Source organism: Ruegeria sp. BHSB196, from assembly GCF_059613135.1.
Window position 1 is genome coordinate 38663 of the sequence record NZ_JBXWRY010000027.1, and the last position, 16724, is coordinate 55386.

Below are 16724 nucleotides of genomic sequence, written 5' to 3' on the forward strand. Positions count from 1 at the left end.
GTCCTATTCGCCCGGCAGGGTGAACCCCTGCTCTCGGAACACACGGCGCGCGGTCTCGCCTTGCAGATGGTTCAACAGGCTTCGCGCCGCCGCGCCGCCCTTTGCCGTCACGGCCGCCGGATAAAGGATTTTCGGGTGGGTATTCGCCGGGAAACGACCCACGACCTGAACAGCCTCTTCCGCCTGCGCGTCAGAGGCATAGACAACCCCCAAGGGCGCAGCGCCGGAGGCCACCAGAGCAAGGGCGGCACGCACATTGTCCGCCTGCGCGACGCGATCGGCGACGGCCTCCCACAGCCCCAGATTCTCAAGCGCCGCCTTGCCGTATACCCCGGCCGGAACCGCATCCACCAACGCCATGGCAAGCCGGCCCTCGCCCAGGCGTTCCAACAGATCGAAACCCGCCCCGATTTCGACCGGCGCCTCTCCCGACGGGGCGCCGATCAGCACCAGGCTGTTTCCCAGCAGATCGACCCGGGAGTCGGGGTCGATCAAGCCCCCGGCTTCCAGAACGTCCATCCATTCGGCACTTGCGGAAATGAAGACATCGGCAGGCGCGCCAAGTTGGATCTGCCGGGCCAGAACCGAAGACGCGGCATAGGACACCACGACCTCCTGGCCCTTGTTTGCCTTGTATTCAACTACGATCTCTCCAAGCGCGGTCTTGAGACTGGAGGCGGCAAAGACCAGAACCTCCCCGGCGCTTGCAACGACGGGCGCGGCCAGCACGGCAAACAGACTACAAGCTGCGGCGCAGATACGGAGCATGGGCACAAATCGGATCTCGTTATGTTTCTTCGGAAATATCGGGGAGTTCCCATACAGGCAAGCCCTATTTTTGCGACCCGCGCGGTGCCAGCATGGCCTGCAATTCGGCTATTCCCGGTTCGGCCGCAGTACGCGCCTCGGATTCCAGCGAACGATATGCCGACAGAACCTCTCGCCCGGTTTCGGTCAACTCCGCCCCGCCACGACTGGCCCCGCCCCGCGTGCTGAGCACGACCGGTTCGGCGAACATCTCGTTCATCGTTTCCACCAGTTGCCAGGCGCGTTTGTAGCTCATCCCCATCTCGCGCCCGGCCGCCGCGATCGATCCGGTCCGGGAGATCTGATCCAGCAAATCGGCCTTTCCGGGCCCGATCATCTCTCCGGGTCCGAACACGATGCGCAATCGGAATCTGGGCTCAGGATATCGTTCTGTCATCTGGTGATATTGCTGGGTCAACACGTCGCCATCAACACGCAACCGTACCAAAGACAAAAGGCCCAGGCGATTTCGCCCGAGCCTTTTTGCCAAGTGGCGGACCGAGGAGGATTCGAACCCCCGACCCCTTGATTCGTAGTCAAGTACTCTATCCAGCTGAGCTATCGGTCCGCTTGGTGAAGGGCTATTTAGACCCAGCGCCAATAGGGCGCAACCCGAATCTTGAAAAATCGCTCAAAAAGTCCCGTCGCCGCGTGGAAGCCTTATTTCAAAGGTCGTTCCGTCCGGTCCCGTGCCTTTGAGAACCAGTTCGCCCCCGTGACCGCGAATGATTTCCGACGAAATCGCAAGTCCCAGACCCGATCCGCCCTTGCGCACGCCGCCCTGAAACGGGGTGAACAGGTTTTCCTGTGCCTTGGCGGGCAGCCCCGGGCCGGTGTCGCGCACTTCGATGCACCAATCGGTGTCATGTTCGCAGGCCGCGACCGTGATCGTTCCGGGTCGGCCCGACGCCTCGATCGCCTGACGGGCGTTGCGGACAAGGTTCATGATGACGCGGAACATCTGTTCGGGATCGGCGCGGATCACCAGGTCGCGCGGCACATCGTTGGTGATCTCGATGCAGCCCTCTTCCACCGCCAGCCGTTCGCTCGCCACCACGTCCGCCGCCACGTCGTGAACCCGCACCATCGTCAGTGTCGGGGCGGGTTCTTCCGCGCGGCCAAAGGCCAGGGTGCTTTCGCACAAGGACACCGCCCGTGTGATCGAATTCACCAGCTTTGGCGCCATGCGCCGCACCAGGGGATCCTCGCTCGCCTCGATCCGGTCCGTGAACAGTTGGGCCGATGTCAGAATGTTGCGCAGATCGTGGCTGACCTTGGCGACCGCCCCGCCCAGCTGCGCCAGCCTCTCCCGTTGCTTGAGTGCGTGGGTCATCTGCGTCTGCAGCATCTGCAACGCCTCTTCCGCCTCGCGCAACTCGGTTACGCCGGCGCGGGGCTGGATGATGCCGCGCGCATCTTCGGGCGCGCGCGCATAGCGTTGCATATAGCCCACCACGCCCTTGATCGGACGGACGATGAAGGCGCGAACCGCAAGGAACAGGAAAGAGGCGGTGATCACCGAGATCACCAGCGACAGCCAGAAGATGCGCACGCCATAGTCGAGCATGGCCATCCGCATGGGCGCGGTTTCCATCGTGACCTCGATCAGCAGCCCGGCCTCGCGAACCGGTTCGCCGATCACCCGGATGACCTCGTTTTCCGGTTCGGCCAGCCGCGCAAGCGCATCCCGGATCAGGATCCACGGCGTCGCCAGACGCAGATCGTAGGTGTCAGCAACCTGTTCGGGGATGGGCGAAGACAGCATGAGCTGCCGCATTTCATCGCGCCGCAGCACCACGTTGAACACGCCGGCGTTTTCCAGCAGTTCCGCTTCCAGCTCGTCGGTCAGCATGTCGTCCGCCAAGAGCGCCAGCGACGCGATCTGCGCCCGTTCCAGCCGGTTCAACAGGTAGTCCTCGCGAAATCGCGCGATGGAGGGAACGAAAATCAGCACTTCGGCCAACATCACGAAGACCGTGGTCAGGATCAGAAACCGGCCTGACAGCGAATTCAGCATGCGCTCCTTTTCCGGTCAGGGAACCCAGTGCTGGACGAACCTGACCACCCGTTTAACCACTTGATTCTCAAACAGCCTTGGCGAGAAATAAGCACCCGCAACACGTTTGTTAAGCTCTCCGATCGTCGGATAGGGAGATACCATCGCGGCAATCTGGCTCATCTTCAGATTATTGGCGAGTGCCAGCGACCACAAGTTGATCAGTTCGCCGGCCTGGTGCCCCACGATTGTGGCCCCCACCGGGCGGCCCTTGACGACCATGACCTTGACAAAGCCGGTGGTCCTGCGCTCGGCCACGGCGCGGTCGTTGTGATGGTAGTCGAAGCGCGCAACCTCCAGCCTGGCGCCGTGCTCCGCCCGCGCCTGCGCTTCGGTCAATCCGGCCTGCGCCAATTCCGGATCGGTATAGGTGGCCCAGGGAATATGCGCCGTTCCCGCCTTCGACGGCAGGCCGAACAGGGCCGAACGTATGACGACGCCGGCCTGGTACCCGGCCACATGGGTGAATTGCAGACCCCCGGCCACGTCCCCGATGGCATAGACCTTGCGGTTCGTGGTGCGCAGCGATGCATCCACCCGGACCCCGGTCGCCGTCGTTTCGATGCCGGCCGCATCCAGGTTCAATCGTTCGGTATTCGCCTTCCGTCCGACGGCCAGCAGCAGATGCGTGCCCTTGTGGATGTCGCCCCGTTCGGTGACGACCTCGATCGCGCCGGCCCGACCCCGCACCTGCGCCACGACGGCCTGCTCCACGATCTCGATCCCTTCGTCGCGCAGCGCATCCAGCACGACTGCCGCCGCTTCGGGGTCGTCTTTTCCAAGCGCTTTCGCCCCTTCGATGACCGTGACCCGGCAACCGAGACGAAGGTGGGCTTGCGCCATCTCGAGGCCGACGGGACCGCCGCCGATGATCAGCAGGTGCTCCGGCCTGTCGTGCAGATCGAAAACTGTTTCGTTGGTTTCGTAGGGAACGGTGTCGAGGCCAGGTATCGGCGGCACCAAGGGCGAAGACCCTGTGGCGATGACCGTTCGGCGGGCCGAAATGACGTGATCGCCAGCCTTGACTTCCGAGGGGGAAATGAAACTGCCGAATTCGCGGATCACCCGGACACCAAACCCCTCGAACCGTTCCTGGCTGTCCATCGGTTCGATCTGCCGGATGACATCCTGAACATGGTCCTTGGCGGCGGCATAGTCCACCTTGGGCACCACATCGGCAATCCCGAAGGCCGAGCTGTGCGACTGTCCATGTGCCGCCTTGCCGCTGGCGATCAGTGCCTTGGAGGGGACACAACCGAAATTGAGGCAATCGCCGCCCATCCTGTGCCCTTCCAGCAGGACCACCTGCGCGCCCATCTGCGCGGCGCCGGCGGCAACGGACAAACCGCCCGACCCGGCGCCGATCACCAGGAGGTCGGTTCTAATCCTGTTCATCGTCAGACACCCCTGCGGCCGCGGACCGCCCGGATCACGATGGGCAGGGCCGCCAGGGCACAAAGACCAAGGATAGGCCCGATCACGAAAGGCTCCCACAACAGCGACACGTCCGGCGTTCCGCCCCGGTCGAACACGCCACCCAATCCGACGCCGATCCAGGTGTAGACGATCCCGCCCGGAATGATGCCCAGAGCCGTGGTCAGAACAAAGTTGCGGAATTTGACGCCCACCAAGGCCGGAACAAGATTGGCGACGAAGAACGGAACCACCGGCACCAGCCGCAGAAGAAACAGCACCGGGATCTCGTTTTCCCGCAATCCTTCCTTGAGCCGCCCGACCGCGCCATCCGAGGCTTCCAGGCGCTCTGTCAGCATCCGTCCCAACCCCCAGCGCGCCGCCAGGAATATGGCCGATGCCCCGATTGTCGCGGCAAAGACATTAAAGACGGTTCCGGCGAACAGGCCGAACAGAAATCCACCGGCCATCGATGTCACCGCAGCCCCCGGCAGTGAAAAGGCGACGATCAGGACATAGAAGCCGACAAAGGACAAGGCGAGCGTCCAGTAATGCGTGTCCCGCCAGGCCAGCAGCGCCTCGCGATTGTCGCGCAGCGTCTCGAAGCTCAGAAAGTCCGCGAACGCGAAAAACCCGATCGCGGCGACGGTCAGAATTGCAATCAGTGGAATGTGGCGGGCCAGCCCACGGCGTGCCATGTGGGTCGTGTCGCTCATGCGCTCGCTGTCGTTCTTGTTCATGTTGCTTTCAAGATGCGCCGAGCGGTCCGAAAGCAACAGACCCTTCACGCCGCCTTGATGTACCCCGCCGCAAATGTGACTGTTTGCGCCCCTTCGGACCGGATTCTGAAATCTTGTGCCGCGCGCGCGGGCTTTTTTGTTGCAAAGGCGGACAGATTCCCGCCGTTGGGGGTTTGACTTACGCTTGACTTGCCAGTACAGCACGGGCTTCGAACACCACGGGCAGGCGAATCCGCGCCGCACCCGACCGCACGAGATTGGAGACGGAGCGATGAAACGCACCTATCAGCCTTCGAACCTGGTTCGCAAACGCCGCCACGGTTTCCGCGCGCGCATGGCCACCAAGGCCGGCCGCAAGATCCTGAACGCCCGCCGCGCCCGCGGCCGCAAGTCGCTGAGCGCATAAGCCGCGCGACCTTTCAGGTTTTGAACATGACGCCGCCGGAGGCCCCTGTGGATGGCACTGACCACCCCGGGGAATCGCCCCCGGCGGCGTCCGTTTGCGCGCCTGTCGCCTTGTCCGTGTTGCGGCATCGCTCGGATTTTCTGAGGGCCGCGCGCGCGCTGAGACAGGCAACCCCATCGATGATGCTGCAAGCGCGCAGGCGCGCGGAAGGCGAGGCCCAGGGCGTTCGCGTCGGTTTCACCTGTTCCCGAAAAGTCGGCAACGCGGTCGTGCGCAACCGCGCCAAGCGTCGGTTGCGCGAGGCCGCCCGCGCGGTGCTCCCGGCCGCAGGAAGGCCCGGTTGGGATTACGTGCTGATCGGGCGCGCGAACGCCACGATCGATCGACCCTTCGAAGCCCTGCTTCGCGACCTGAAAGCCGCATTGGACAGGATACACGGTCAAGGCACGCGCAGGATCGGCAAGACCGGGACCGGGCCGGCGAAACCCTGACGCTTATTGGGTTCCCAGGTTTGCACCCGTCCCTGGGTCGCAGGGGCGCTGCCCCTCTTGCCCTTCGGGCAATTCACCCCGGGGTATTTGAGACCAGAAAGAAGCAGGCACTCATTTCACCCTCTGGCTGGTCGCGGGCGTGCCTGGGGCGTTCGGAAGCGTGAGACTGCCCGGCACATCGCCAGCGGATCGAGGATGCCGAGATGCGTGCCGGCACCGATCACGATTGCAGGTAGAAGTCGTAGGTATAGACCGTCGAGAAGCCGATCCGCTCGTAGACCGGTTTTCCCATGTCGGTCGCCTGGAGAATTGACGCGGTGGCCCCACGCTGGCGGCCTTGCGACATCGCATGCAGGGTCATCGCGGCGCCGATCCCTCGGTTTCTGTAGTCCGGCAACGTGCCGACGGCAAACACCCCGGCCAGACCCTGGGCCATGCCCAGCGAACTTGCCGCGACCGGCCTTCCGTCGAGGTAGCCCACATAGCGCCATTGCTCGGACAGGGCATGGTCGGGAATTTCCGCTTCGGCGTTTGCCATCGCCTCTCGTACCGCCGGGTCGAGCTCGAACGCATCGGCCGTCAGCGCCGCCCAATCGCGGCGCTGGTCCCGACCCTTCACCGTTTCGATCCGCAACTCACCGGCATCTGCGGCAACGTCAACTTCGGCCAGATCGGCCAGCATTGCGGGTTGCGCACCGATATGCTGCACCCCCAGGCGTGCGAGCTTGGCCCTGACATCCTCGGTTGCCGCGGAAGGGCATGTGCGCCACAGCACCGGTGTTCCCCCGGCTTTGATGCACGCGCTCGCTGCCTCGTGAACGTCGTCGAGTGCATCCACATTCTGCCCGAAGACAAAGACATTGTTGAACAGAAACAGGGGAATTTTCGAATACATGAGCAATGCGCCGGGGAATTCACGGTAAGTGCCGCCAGGAACACGGGCATATTCCCCCCAGTACGAGGCGCAGTTGGCGTCCATTCTGGCCGTGAATTCCAGATCAAGGGGCATGCAAATCACCTTTCGCGTCAATGGTGCGGCTCGGGCATGCGGGGCCCCGAGACCGCCAGGTTGCGGAATGTCGAAGCGGCCTAACCGTTGCGCTGCCGAATGTAAGCCGGCACGGCGGATCGGGCACAAATCACTTTCATGAAGGCAACCTAGGGTTGTTCATTTGGGTTGGCAACTCCCTTGTTCATGGACGCCGCGCCGCTTGCAACTGGCGCCGTAGAAGTTAGATTGGAGTCATGACCCCCTTCGCGCAACTCGTCGCCATTCCCGTACGGGCCTACCGGCTGCTGTTCAGCCCCTGGGTCGGGTTCAATTGCCGGTACCAGCCCACCTGTTCGGCCTATGCGTTGGAAGCCCTTGAGAAATACGGTGCGATCAAGGGAACGTGGCTTGCGATCGCCAGGATCGGCCGGTGCCATCCGCTGGGCGGCCAGGGATATGACCCGGTGCCGGAGCAGCCTTCGGACCGGAACGACTGACGCATCCTGATTGGGTACGGCCGTGAATGACGGACCGTCAGCCTTGACCGGGCGTGCGGGCGGCGGGACAGTTGCCGCGATCCGTAACGAGGTTGCCATGCCGTCCGATGCCCGATCCCAGTTGCCCACGCATGATGTTCTGAACCAGCCGCCGCTGCGTGGTGACAGCGACCTGTGGCTGTCTGATCCAGTCCTGCGCGCTGGAATCGAGCGCACGGGTGGTCAGGCAGATCTGCTGGCGGCCTATGGGGCGACGCTGGGCAGCGCGGACATGCGCGAGGCCGGACGCGATGCAAACCGGCACCTGCCCGAACTGCTGCTTTTCGACCGCGGCGGGCGGCGGTTGGACGAGGTGCGTTTTCACCCTGCATATCACCGGTTGATGGAGACCAGCCAAACCGCCGGCTATGTCGCCGTCGCCTGGGAAGGACGTTCGGGCGGGCACGTGACCCACGCCGCGATGGTCTATCTGGCCAGCCAGGTGGAGCCGGGGCATTGCTGCCCCCTGACAATGACCTATGCCGCGGTCCCGGCACTGGAAGCCGATGCCGGCCTTGCCGGGCTCTGGCGGCCGAAACTGACCGCTCGCAACTATGATCCAACGACCCAACCCGTCGCCAAGAAACGGTCCGCGACACTGGGTATGGCGATGACCGAGAAACAGGGCGGGTCGGATGTGCGCGCCAACGCGACCATCGCCAGCCGGGATGGCGATCTTTGGCGCTTGCGCGGGCACAAGTGGTTCTGTTCCGCGCCGATGTCGGACGGCTTCCTGACGCTGGCGCAAGCTCCCGGCGGGCTGACCTGTTTCCTGCTGCCCCGGTGGCTGGATGACGAGCTCAACGCGATCCACATCATGCGGCTCAAGGACAAGCTCGGAAACAAGGCCAACGCATCGGCCGAGGTCGAGTTTCACGACGCCCTGGCCTGGCAACTCGGCGACGAGGGGGCCGGTATCCGCACGATCCTCGAAATGGTCCACCACACCCGGCTGGACACGGCGATGGCGCCGGCCGGACTGATGCGCGCGGCCCTGACCGAGGCACATCATTGGACCAACCATCGCAGCGCGTTCCAGCGGAGGCTGATCGACCAGCCCCTGATGCGAGCGGTGCTGGCCGATCTCGTGCTGGACTGGGAAGGCGCGGTGCCCCTCGGGTTACGCGTCGCACGGGCCTTTGACTTAGATACGCCCGAGGAGAAGGCTTTTGCCCGGATCGGCGTCGCACTGGCCAAGTTTCTGTCAAACAAACGCTGCCCGGTCGTAACGGCCGAAGCGATGGAGATCCTGGGGGGGATGGGCTACGTCGAGGATACTCCCTTGCCCCTGCTGTACCGCGAGGCGCCGCTGAACGGTATCTGGGAAGGGTCCGGGAACGTGATCTGCCTGGACATCCTGCGAAGCCTGGACCGAGATCCGCTCGCTGCGGAAGTCTTGAGGGCCGAACTCCGAAGCAGTCTGGGCGCGGATGCGCGATACGATGCCGCCCTGCAGGCGCACGAAGCCCGATGGCCTGCCCTGCCGCCGGAGGGCGAGGCACGCTGGTTCGCGGAACGAACCGCGCTCTTGCTGACTGCCTCGCTTCTGCTCCGCCAAGCGCCTGCGGCCGTGGCCGATGCCTTTGTCGCAACCCGCATAGCCGGTGAAGGAGGCAGGATCAGCGGCTCGATGGCCATGGCGGATGTCGGCGCGATCCTGGAGCGCCTGGAACCTGCCTGACTCCATGCTGCATGCAGCGGAACCGCTTCTTGTGGCCGCACCATAGTGCACCCGACGCTGGTTTCGGGCAGCCGGCGGAGCCTCCGACGGAGGGGCTCTGCCCCTCTTGCCCTTCGGGCAATTCACCCCGGGGTATTTTTGACCAGAAAGAAGCCGGTTTGTCCGCTTCCGGCTTCTTTCTGGTTTGAAGTACCCCAGGGAGTTTGAGGGACAGCGTCCCTCAACAAAATCAAAGGAGCGCGCCGAAGGCGCACATTATGGACAATCGGGAATTCAGGGAAGCGTTCGTGCGCGATGTCGGGGAAATGGGTCACTTGCCCGGTTGCGGCAAAGACTGTAGACGCCAACCATGTTCGACGAAGCCGAAGAAATCCATCCGCTTCTGGCCGGTGCGCCCACGACCACCGAATTCAAGAAGCTGCGCAAACGCATCGTGAGGCAGACCCGCGAAGCGATCGAACAATACGGGATGGTCGAACGCGGCGCGAAATGGCTTGTTTGCCTGTCCGGGGGCAAGGACAGCTATACATTGCTGGCGGTTCTATATGAGCTGAAATGGCGGGGCCTGCTGCCTGTGGACTTGCTGGCCTGCAACCTCGACCAGGGACAGCCCGGGTTTCCCGCGACCGTTCTTCCCGAGTTTCTGCAGCGCATGGGCGTGCCACATCGGATCGAGTATCAGGACACCTATTCAATCGTTGTCGACAAGGTGCCGCAGGGCCGGACGTATTGCGCGCTCTGCTCTCGTCTCCGGCGCGGCAATCTCTATCGGATCGCGCGGGAAGAAGGGTGTACGGCCGTGGTGCTCGGACATCACCGCGACGACATACTCGAAACCTTCTTCATGAACCTCTTTCATGGCGGCCGCCTTGCGACGATGCCGCCCAAGCTGGTGAACGAAGAGGGGGATCTGTTCGTCTACCGCCCGCTGGCGCATGTGGCCGAGGCGGATTGCGAGAAATTTGCGGCGGCGATGGATTATCCGATCATTCCCTGCGACCTGTGCGGCAGCCAGGACGGGCTGCAGCGTCAGCAGGTGAAACGCATTCTCGATCAATGGGAAAGGAACATGCCGGGGCGCCGCCAGGTGATGTTTCGGGCGCTGACCAATGCCCGTCCCTCGCACTTGCTGGACCCCAAACTGTTCGACTTTCAAGGCTTGGCGCTGGCCGCCGGCGCTGGCGACGAAAGTTCGGACGAAATTCCGCGGCTGCGTTAACGTCTCACTCAGAGAGGTTTTCTAGGCTCGGCGAGCGCGCATGATGCGCGGGCCGGATGCTGAAGAGACCGATGCGGAATCACCCTCTGCTGAACCAACTTTGCCACCAGATCGTGCCGGTTTTGACCGGTCCGCCGATTCTCGCCTTCATCCCTGCGATGACCCTCGGGGCGTTTTGGCTGGGGGGTGAGTTGGCCCTGCTGCTGACATCTCTGGGACTGCCATTGCTGTTCGCCTTTGCCGGGGCCCTGAAACGATGGCCGCCGTCTCCAACGATTGCGCGGGACAGCGTCACGGGCTTGATGCAGCGCGGGGAGTTCCGTGACAGGGTGTCGGAACTGCTGGCCGAACTGCGACAATCCGGGCGACAATCCGCGTGTTTCATGATCGCGCTGGACGAATTGGACAGGATCGAGGAGCGTCACGGCGCCGCGGCTGCGGACCTGATCGTCCGGCGCAGCGGAGAGCGCATTCGGGCGGCGGTTCGAGCCGGCGACATCGTCGCGCGGCTGGCGAATGATCGCTTCGGCGTCTGCCTGTCCGCAGCCGACGAGCTGGATCTGGAATTGTGCATCCAGCTGTCCGGGCGCATCCAGAGCGCCGTGGAAGATCCGGTGTCGCTGGATGGCGCCACGCTTTATGTCTCATGCTCTCTGGGATTCTGCCTGGATCGGCGCGCGCCCGGGGCCGGTGTCGATGACTGGATCGGCGCTTCGATGGCCGCATTGAACGAGGCCAGGCAATACGGTCGGTCATCGATCCGCGCGTATTCGAGCCACGCCCGCAGCAAGATCCACACTCCCGGCGATCTGCGTCTGGAATTCCGGCGTGCGCTGGAAGGCGGTCAAGTCGTGCCCTGGTTCCAGCCGCAGATATCGACCGATTCCGGTGCGCTGACCGGGTTTGAGGCACTTGCCCGGTGGGAGCATCCGACGCTTGGTGTGCTTGCGCCGGACACGTTCCTGCCGATTGCCGAAGAGGCCGGTCTGATGGAGCGATTGGGTCAGGTCATCCTGCAACAGGCGCTGACGGCGCTGACGGCCTGGGACCGGGCGGCGGTGAAAGTGCCGCGCGTCGGGGTCAACTTTTCGTCCGAAGAATTGCGCAATCCCGGTCTCGTGGACCGGATCCGCTGGGAACTGGATTGCCTGGACCTGACACCGGACCGTCTGGCCATCGAGGTTCTGGAGACCGTGATCTGCCACAGGCCCGACGACATGGTCAGCCGCAATGTCGCGGCGCTGAACGGTCTGGGCTGCTGGATCGATCTTGACGACTTCGGCACCGGCCATGCATCGATCGCATCCCTGAAACGGTTCCGCGTTTCGCGCATCAAGATCGACCGGTCCTTCGTCACCAGATCGGATCGCGATCCGGCGCAGCGGCGACTGCTGACCGCCGTGCTGTCCATGGCCGAGCAGCTGAATCTGGAAACGCTTGGCGAAGGGGTGGAGACCGCCGGCGAGCATTCGCTTCTGGCGCAGTTGGGATGTGGCCATGTGCAGGGATACGAAATCGGCCGGCCGATGCCCTTCGATCAGACGCTCGACTGGATCAAGGCCCATGACGCAAAGCTGCCGCAGACGCCGACAATCGGTCGAAAAACCCAGTGAAACACGCGCCAGCGCGGCGGATCGAGCCCGATTACCCGGCGAATTGAGGGCGAATCTGCTTGACCTTTTGGGCTGCACTCTGTTGAACCCACCGGTGTCAATCAAAGCACAAGGTGGCTGTCCCCGATGGACGATCAGAACAAGAACCTCATCCTCGCAACCGTGCTCAGCTTTCTCGTGATTCTGGTCTGGTTCGTGCTGTTCCCCCCGCCGGAACCCGAATCCCCTACCGAGGATACGGCGATCAGCGCGACCGAAGGCGATGTGGTTCAGACTCCGACGGCTGCAAGCACCGACGGCGCCGCACCGGCCTCCGACGTGGCGGCCGAGGCTCAGCCCGACGCACAGGCCCCTCGGGTCAAGATCGACACCCCGCGCCTGACCGGCAGCCTGTCGCTGTCCGGCGGCCGGATCGACGAGCTGTCGCTCAAGGACTATCGGGTCACGCTGGCCAAGGATTCCCCGATCGTCGATCTGCTGTCACCTGTCGGGTCGCAGTCGGCCTATTACGCGCTGTATGGCTGGGCACCTGGCGCGGGGCTGACCGGCGCGGACGTACCGGGCCCGAACACCTTGTGGCAACTGGAATCCGGAGACGCCCTCGGCGTGGACAGCGCCGTGACGCTGGTGTGGGACAACGGCAACGGGTTGACCTTCCGCCGCACCATCTCGGTGGACGACAATTACATGTTCACCGTCACGCAATCGGTCGAGAACGCCTCGCAGGCCGAAGTCGGCATGGCGCCCTATGGCATCCTGGCCCGGCACGGCATCGGGGAAGACGCGGACCTGCCGGGGCTGAAGAACTTCTTCATCCTGCATGAAGGTGTCATCGCGATGGCCGACGGCACCCTGACCGAAATCGATTACGGCGACATGCGCGATTTCGACATCGATCCGAACGAGCGTGCGCAGGCCGAGGTTCTTCAGGTCAAGGAGAACGGCTGGATCGGGTTCACGGACCACTACTGGATGTCCACGCTGATCCCGGAGCCGGGCTCTGCCTTCAAGGCCGCAGCAAAGTTTGACCAGCGCCGCGGTATCTATCAGACGGAAGCCGTGCTGCCGACGTTGACCGTTGCCCCGGGTGAGACCGCGCAGGTCGAAACGCGCCTGTTTGCCGGCGCCAAGGAATGGGAAACCATCCGCGAATACCAGTCGCAGGGCGTTCAGAGATTCATCGACAGCATCGACTGGGGCTGGTTCTTCTTCCTGACCAAGCCGATCTTCTGGCTGCTGCACAATATCAACGTGCTGATCGGCAACATGGGCTGGTCCATCATCGGCCTGACTCTGATCATCAAGGCGATCCTGTTCCCGCTGGCGCTGAAATCCTATGTCTCGATGGCCAAGATGAAGGAATTGCAGCCGCAGATGGAGGCCCTGAAGGAAGCCGCCGGCGACGACCGTCAGAAGATGCAGCAGGGCATGATGGAACTCTACAAGAAGGAGAAGGTCAATCCGGCCGCAGGCTGTTTGCCCATCCTTCTGCAGATCCCGATCTTCTTCTCGCTCTACAAGGTGATCTTCGTCACGATCGAACTGCGCCACGCGCCCTGGTTCGGTCCGTTCCAGGATCTGAGCGCCCCCGACCCGACCTCGATCATGAACTTCTTCGGCTGGCTGCCCTGGGCCGGACCCGAGCCCGGCACGCTCATGGCCACCATCTTCATCGGCATTCTGCCGCTGCTGCTGGGCATCTCGATGTGGCTGCAGCAAAAGCTGAACCCGGCGCCGACCGACCCGACCCAGGCGATGATCTTTGCCTGGTTGCCCTGGGTGTTCATGTTCATGCTCGGCAGCTTTGCCAGCGGCCTGGTGGTGTACTGGATCGCCAACAACACGATCACGTTCATCCAGCAATACCTGATAATGCGCAGCCACGGCTATTCGCCGGACGTGTTCGGCAACATCAAGTCAGGCTTCAAACGCACGCCGAAAACGGACAAGAAATGAACCAGCGGGTCACGAGCCTCTGGCGGTATCCGATCAAGAGCCATGGCCGCGAAGCCCTTGAGGAAGTGACCTTGAACTCCGGGCAGACCATGCCCGGAGACCGCGTTTGGGCGGTTGCGCATGAAAAGTCCGGTGCCGACGGAACGGAATGGGTGCCCTGCGTCCATTTCACCCGTGTCGCCAAGGCACCGGAACTCATGGCCATCTCGGCGCGTCTCGACGGCGAAACGGTCACGTTGAGCCATCCCCGCAGGCCGGATCTTGTATTCCGGCCGGACAGCGACCAGGCGGCGTTTCTGGATTGGGTGCGCCCGTTGATGCCCGCGGACCGCGCCGCGCCCGCCCGCATCGTCCGCGTGCCGGGACGCGGAATGACCGACAGCGACTTTCCCTCCGTCACGCTGTGCAACATGTCCTCGCACCGGGCGGTGGCGCAGAGGCTCGGGCGCGACCTGTCGATCGCCCGCTGGCGCGGCAACGTCTGGTTCGACGGATTCGCGCCCTGGGAAGAGTTCGATTGGCTGGGCCGCAAGGTACAGATCGGCGATGCCGTATTCCTCATCCGCGAACGCACCGACCGCTGCGCGGCAACGACCGCAAACCCCGAGACCGGCAGGCGCGACACCGACACGTTGGGCGTTCTGGAGACATGGGGACACCGCGACTTCAGTGTGCGCGCCCAAGTCATCCGCGGCGGGACCATCCGGACCGGCGACAGGGTCGAGCCGCTATGACACCCCTGCCCTTCCCGGTCGCCGCCGAACCCGATCCGCACGCGCTCGAGGCCGGGCGCAAGCTGTTTGCGGGGCCATCGGACTTCGTGAAGGGCGTCGTCGCCATGTCCGGCCTGCCCGCGCCCGACCGGCTCGAAGTGTGTTTCGCGGGCCGCTCGAATGTGGGCAAGTCCACCCTGATCAATGCGCTGACCGGCACGCGGGGGCTTGCCCGCGCATCGAATACGCCGGGGCGGACACAGGAAATCAACTACTTCACGCAGGGCCCGGACCTCTATCTGGTGGACCTGCCCGGCTATGGCTATGCCAACGCCCCCGTCAAGGTCGTGGAAAAGTGGCAAAAGCTGCTGAGGCAGTATCTGAGCGGTCGCCCGACCCTGCGCCGTGCCTTCGTGCTCATCGACGCGCGCCATGGGGTCAAACCGGTCGATGACGAGATCATGGCCCTGCTGGACAGCAGCGCGGTGACTTTTCAATGCGTCCTGACCAAGGCGGACAAGGTCAAGGCCAAGGATCGGGACAAGGTTCTGGCCCAGGTCCGTACGGCCCTGGCCAGGCACCCCGCCGCCTTTCCCGAGATCGTTCTGACCTCATCCGAAAAAGGCGATGGAATCCCGACCTTGCGGGCCATCATTGCCGGTCTGCAATAGTGGTCGTCCGGCCGCATTTCGCACCGGGAAGGCTTGGCAGCCCTGCGCAAAGGCCCTAACACGGAGCGTCAAAGGGACACTTCCATGAAGAAACAGGTCATGAATCGGGATTGGATCGCAACCGCCGCCACATTGAACAGCGCCTTGCCCTATCTGCAGCGTTACGACGGGGCCATCGTCGTCATCAAGCTGGGCGGTCACGCCATGGGCAGCGACGAAGCGATGGAGAGCTTTGCGCGCGACGTGGTGCTGATGCGGCATGTGGGGGTGAACCCGGTGATCGTCCATGGTGGCGGGCCGATGATAAACGCGATGCTGGCCAAGCTTGACATCCGGTCGGACTTTGTGAACGGCAAGCGGGTGACGGATCAGGCCACCGTCGAGGTCGTCGAAATGGTCCTGTCCGGCGTCGTCAACAAGCGGATCGTGCAGGCGATCAATGCCCAGGGCGGAGTGGCCGTGGGACTGTCCGGCAAGGACGCCAACATGATGATCTGCGAACAGACCGATGCGTCGCTTGGGTTTGTCGGCACCCCGTCCCAGATGAACCCCAAGCTGCTGCACGATCTGTTCGGGCATGACGTGATCCCCGTGATCGCGCCCCTGGGTGCCGGCCGCAATGGGGAGACTTTCAACGTCAATGGCGACACCGCCGCCGGTGCGATCGCCGCGGCGCTCAAGGCGGATCGGCTTTTGTTGCTGACAGATGTCTCGGGCGTCAAGAACGCCGCCGGCGAGGTCGTCACCGAGCTCAAGGCCGGTCAGATCCGCGAAATGACCCGCGACGGCACCATCGCGGGCGGCATGATCCCCAAGACGGAAACCGCGCTCGACGCCCTGCACAGCGGCGTACGCGCGGTGGTCATACTGGATGGGCGCGTACCCAATGCCGTGCTTCTGGAACTGTATACCGAACATGGCGCAGGCTCTTTGATCCGTCCCGACTGACACAGTCGTGACATCGCCGGTCTTGCGGTTTGCATTCACATGCCCAACTGTGAATGTATGGAGTACGAAGCCGTCATCCGCCTGGGCGTGTTCCTGGGCCTGTTCGCCGCCCTTGCGGTGGCGGAAACCCTGTTTCCGCGCCGCCCCCGCAAGGTCGCGCGCGCCCGGCGCTGGATCACGAATCTGTCGATCACCGTTCTCAACACGCTGATGTTGCGCGCGATGGCGATTGGCCTGCCCTTGCTGGCAATCGGCGCGGCGCTGGATGCGGCGCGGAACGGCTGGGGGCTGTTCAACCTTTTGGCCTGGCCCATCTGGATTGAGGTCACGCTTTCGGTGCTGATCCTCGATTTCGCGATCTGGGCGCAGCATCTGATCACCCACAAGGTGCCGCTGCTGTGGCGCCTGCACCGAGTGCACCACGCCGACCGCGACATGGACGTGACCACGGCGATCCGGTTTCACCCAGTCGAAATCGGGTTG

Annotated in this window: 17 protein-coding genes and 1 tRNA gene; 11 read left to right on the forward strand and 7 right to left on the reverse strand. The window is 63.5% G+C overall.

All coding sequences use genetic code 11. From position 1 onward, the window contains the following. Nucleotides 1-3: 3 nt before the first annotated feature. The 6 genes from modA to AC2FNJ_RS13985 form a co-directional block, all read right to left on the reverse strand. On the reverse strand, nucleotides 4-768 hold the full coding sequence (modA, locus tag AC2FNJ_RS13960) for a molybdate ABC transporter substrate-binding protein (RefSeq protein ID WP_496765044.1): 765 nt from the start codon (nucleotides 766-768) through the stop codon (nucleotides 4-6). 64 nt (nucleotides 769-832) lie between these two features. Beyond that, a complete protein-coding gene (locus AC2FNJ_RS13965) occupies nucleotides 833-1144 on the reverse strand; it encodes a winged helix-turn-helix domain-containing protein (RefSeq protein ID WP_496765045.1) in 312 nt (103 codons plus the stop codon). Between the two features lie 154 nt (nucleotides 1145-1298). Beyond that, a tRNA-Arg gene (locus tag AC2FNJ_RS13970) sits at nucleotides 1299-1375 on the reverse strand. A gap of 63 nt (nucleotides 1376-1438) precedes the next feature. After that, complete coding sequence (locus AC2FNJ_RS13975; RefSeq protein ID WP_496765047.1) at nucleotides 1439-2824, reverse strand: sensor histidine kinase; 1386 nt, start codon at nucleotides 2822-2824, stop codon at nucleotides 1439-1441. A gap of 15 nt (nucleotides 2825-2839) precedes the next feature. Beyond that, nucleotides 2840-4258: a dihydrolipoyl dehydrogenase family protein gene (locus tag AC2FNJ_RS13980; protein ID WP_496765049.1), complete on the reverse strand. Its 1419-nt coding sequence runs from the start codon at nucleotides 4256-4258 to the stop codon at nucleotides 2840-2842. Nucleotides 4259-4260: 2 nt separating this feature from the next. Then, nucleotides 4261-5016: a TVP38/TMEM64 family protein gene (locus tag AC2FNJ_RS13985; RefSeq protein WP_496765051.1), complete on the reverse strand. Its 756-nt coding sequence runs from the start codon at nucleotides 5014-5016 to the stop codon at nucleotides 4261-4263. 271 nt (nucleotides 5017-5287) lie between these two features. Here AC2FNJ_RS13985 and rpmH point away from each other — a divergent pair, with 271 nt between their 5' ends. Together rpmH and rnpA are read left to right on the forward strand one after the other, a co-directional pair. Further along, nucleotides 5288-5422, forward strand: coding sequence for a 50S ribosomal protein L34 (gene rpmH, locus AC2FNJ_RS13990; RefSeq protein ID WP_005980833.1), 135 nt, complete (start codon nucleotides 5288-5290; stop codon nucleotides 5420-5422). Nucleotides 5423-5448: 26 nt separating this feature from the next. After that, entirely contained in the window at nucleotides 5449-5913 is a 465-nt protein-coding gene (rnpA, locus tag AC2FNJ_RS13995) for a ribonuclease P protein component (protein ID WP_496765053.1), read from the forward strand. Between the two features lie 220 nt (nucleotides 5914-6133). On the opposite strand, the gene AC2FNJ_RS14000 is transcribed toward rnpA, so the two are convergent. Beyond that, nucleotides 6134-6922 (reverse strand): GNAT family N-acetyltransferase, encoded by a 789-nt coding sequence (locus tag AC2FNJ_RS14000; protein WP_496765054.1) that lies wholly within the window; start codon nucleotides 6920-6922, stop codon nucleotides 6134-6136. Nucleotides 6923-7158: 236 nt separating this feature from the next. On the opposite strand from AC2FNJ_RS14000, the gene yidD reads away from it, so the two are divergent. From yidD to AC2FNJ_RS14045, 9 genes are all read left to right on the forward strand, one after another. Beyond that, nucleotides 7159-7401: a membrane protein insertion efficiency factor YidD gene (gene yidD / locus AC2FNJ_RS14005; RefSeq protein WP_496765055.1), complete on the forward strand. Its 243-nt coding sequence runs from the start codon at nucleotides 7159-7161 to the stop codon at nucleotides 7399-7401. A gap of 97 nt (nucleotides 7402-7498) precedes the next feature. Beyond that, nucleotides 7499-9121, forward strand: a complete 1623-nt coding sequence (locus tag AC2FNJ_RS14010) for an acyl-CoA dehydrogenase family protein (protein ID WP_496765056.1) — start codon at nucleotides 7499-7501, stop codon at nucleotides 9119-9121. Between the two features lie 349 nt (nucleotides 9122-9470). After that, the gene (gene ttcA / locus AC2FNJ_RS14015; protein ID WP_496765058.1) at nucleotides 9471-10340 is read left to right on the forward strand and encodes a tRNA 2-thiocytidine(32) synthetase TtcA; all 870 of its coding nucleotides are present in this window, start codon (nucleotides 9471-9473) and stop codon (nucleotides 10338-10340) included. A gap of 71 nt (nucleotides 10341-10411) precedes the next feature. Beyond that, nucleotides 10412-11953, forward strand: a complete 1542-nt coding sequence (locus AC2FNJ_RS14020; protein WP_496765059.1) for a putative bifunctional diguanylate cyclase/phosphodiesterase — start codon at nucleotides 10412-10414, stop codon at nucleotides 11951-11953. A 126-nt stretch (nucleotides 11954-12079) separates the two neighbouring features. After that, nucleotides 12080-13909, forward strand: a complete 1830-nt coding sequence (gene yidC / locus AC2FNJ_RS14025) for a membrane protein insertase YidC (protein WP_496765060.1) — start codon at nucleotides 12080-12082, stop codon at nucleotides 13907-13909. Then, on the forward strand, nucleotides 13906-14643 hold the full coding sequence (locus AC2FNJ_RS14030; protein WP_496765061.1) for an MOSC domain-containing protein: 738 nt from the start codon (nucleotides 13906-13908) through the stop codon (nucleotides 14641-14643). The genes yidC and AC2FNJ_RS14030 overlap by 4 nt, the downstream gene beginning before the upstream one ends. Next, nucleotides 14640-15293 carry a ribosome biogenesis GTP-binding protein YihA/YsxC gene (gene yihA, locus AC2FNJ_RS14035; RefSeq protein WP_496765063.1) on the forward strand — a complete coding sequence of 218 codons (654 nt, stop codon included), beginning with the start codon at nucleotides 14640-14642 and terminating at the stop codon, nucleotides 15291-15293. Before AC2FNJ_RS14030 ends, yihA begins: the two co-directional genes overlap by 4 nt. Before the next feature lie 84 nt (nucleotides 15294-15377). After that, nucleotides 15378-16241 carry an acetylglutamate kinase gene (gene argB, locus AC2FNJ_RS14040; RefSeq protein WP_496765064.1) on the forward strand — a complete coding sequence of 288 codons (864 nt, stop codon included), beginning with the start codon at nucleotides 15378-15380 and terminating at the stop codon, nucleotides 16239-16241. 57 nt (nucleotides 16242-16298) lie between these two features. Then, nucleotides 16299-16724 (forward strand): sterol desaturase family protein (locus AC2FNJ_RS14045; RefSeq protein WP_496765066.1); only part of this gene is annotated, 426 nt, incomplete at its 3' end.